The following is a 1,812-nucleotide window of genomic DNA, read 5'->3' on the forward strand; positions in this document are numbered from 1 at the left end:
AATTACCCAACCGCTAAAGCGATTGGGCTTTTTCTTGCTTCATCGCTCCATAACTAGCTAGATCTAATATGTTGCCATATTTAGAACTAACCCCGTTAGAGGAAGCTCCACAAGCTTTGACACACTCATTAGTGTGATGAGTGTAATCGCTTCGGATAATCCCTACCCTAGCTTTATCTGTCTTTACTTTATGCCTATCATCTAGCATGCCTAAAGCGTAGTTTCTGATATTGACGCTCGCATTATAATCTCTGTGGTGTGTGGTTTGACAATGAGGGCAAGTGAATTTAGTGATGCTTTCATGTTTTTTGCCTGTATTGAACCCACAATAAGAACATAATTGAGAGCTAGGGAAAAATCTGTCTATGCGTAAAAGGGTTTTCCCTTTTCTTTGGGCTTTGTATTCTAGCATAGTAAGGAATTTCCCCCAACTCGCATTAGCAAGGCTTTTAGAATGATAAGTTCTCATAAGCCCCTTAACATTCAAAGTTTCTACCCCTATCAAATCGTATTGATTGGTTATCTCATTACTGATTTTATGCAAGTAGTCATCTCTAGTGTTTGAACAAGCTAAATGCAATCTAGCTACCTTTTTAGCTTGTTTTTTCCTGTTGTTGGAACCTTTTACTTTTTTACTTAACCTCCTTTGCGCTTTAGTGAGTTTCTTTTCTAATTTTTGATAAAAGCGAATGTGTGGGTATTCTATTTTATCGCTTGTAACAATGAGCGTTCTTAAGCCCATGTCTAAACCTACCGCTTTTTTGATAATGGTGGGTTTAGGGATAGGCTCTTTGGTTTCATAGGATAGAGAACAAAAATATTGATCGGCTATGCAAGAAATAAAAGCCTGTTTGATAACGCTATCTTTAGGCAAGTCTCTGTGTAATTTAGCCTTAATGCCCTCTTTGAATTTAGGGAGAGCGATGGTTTGAGTTTCTGTTTTGATTTCTATGTTTTGGGGGATTGCAAAGGATTGTTTGGCGTTTTTCTTGGATTTGAATTTAGGGTATCTCGCTCTTTTGCTAAAGAAATTATCATAAGCGCTCACCAGCTGTCTTAACGCCATTTGCAAACTTTGAGAATTGCATTCATTGAGGTAATGGTATTTTTCTTGCCGCTTGATTTGGGTTAAGACTTTTTGCATGGTGAAGTAAGTTTCTTTAATGCCTTTTGCGTATTGCTTTTGCCGGTAATCTAAAAAGTAGTTATACACGACTCTAGAACAGCCAAAATGTTTAGAAATAAGCTCTTTTTGTTGAGCGTTAGGATAAATTCTAAACTTGATAGCGTTAAGCAAAAATAACTCCTTATCTTTATCTTATATTATTATACAATGTTTTTATAAATAATGAATAAGGCTAAACTAATGAGAAAAAAATATTATCCATTAAGAGGGTATATTTCAACCAACCGAAGCAAGCATAATCTAAAAGCCCATTTGATTTTAGTGTGTAAATACAGAAAAAAGTTGTTGCAAGGGGATTTGAATGATTTTATTAAGTCTGTTATAGATGAGATAGCCACCCAAAGTCATTTCATTATCATTGCGATGGAAAGCGATATAGATCATTTGCACTTAATGGTTCAATATATTCCTAGAATGTCTATTAGCTCCATTATTGCTAAAATCAAACAAATCACTACTTATAGAGTTTGGCACGATAAAAGATTTATCCCCTTATTGCAAAAACACTTTTGGAAAGAAAAAACTTTTTGGACTGATGGATTTTTTGCTTGCTCTATCGGTGAGGCTAACCCTGAAACGATCAAGGCGTATATAGAAAATCAAGGTTAGTTTTACTTAAGGTTTTT

General features: G+C 35.2%; 2 protein-coding genes. One reads left to right on the top strand and one right to left on the bottom strand.

Going from position 1 to position 1,812, the window contains the following annotated elements:
* Positions 1-13: 13 nt before the first annotated feature.
* Positions 14-1,297, bottom strand: a complete 1,284-nt coding sequence (locus G6069_RS07820; protein ID WP_197293928.1) for an RNA-guided endonuclease InsQ/TnpB family protein — start codon at positions 1,295-1,297, stop codon at positions 14-16.
* A gap of 51 nt (positions 1,298-1,348) precedes the next feature.
* Between G6069_RS07820 and tnpA the strand changes: the two genes are divergently transcribed.
* Positions 1,349-1,795 carry an IS200/IS605 family transposase gene (gene tnpA / locus G6069_RS07825; protein WP_197293929.1) on the top strand — a complete coding sequence of 149 codons (447 nt, stop codon included), beginning with the start codon at positions 1,349-1,351 and terminating at the stop codon, positions 1,793-1,795.
* Positions 1,796-1,812 lie beyond the last annotated feature (17 nt).

The sequence above is a fragment of the Helicobacter pylori genome, assembly GCF_017594925.1.
Taxonomy (GTDB): Bacteria; Campylobacterota; Campylobacteria; order Campylobacterales; family Helicobacteraceae; genus Helicobacter; species Helicobacter pylori_DP.

Bases quoted from the DNA above. Each gene is read 5' to 3' on its own strand.
- tnpA (WP_197293929.1), top strand. From the start codon at position 1,349: ATGAATAAGGCTAAACTAATGAGAAAAAAATATTATCCATTAAGAGGG.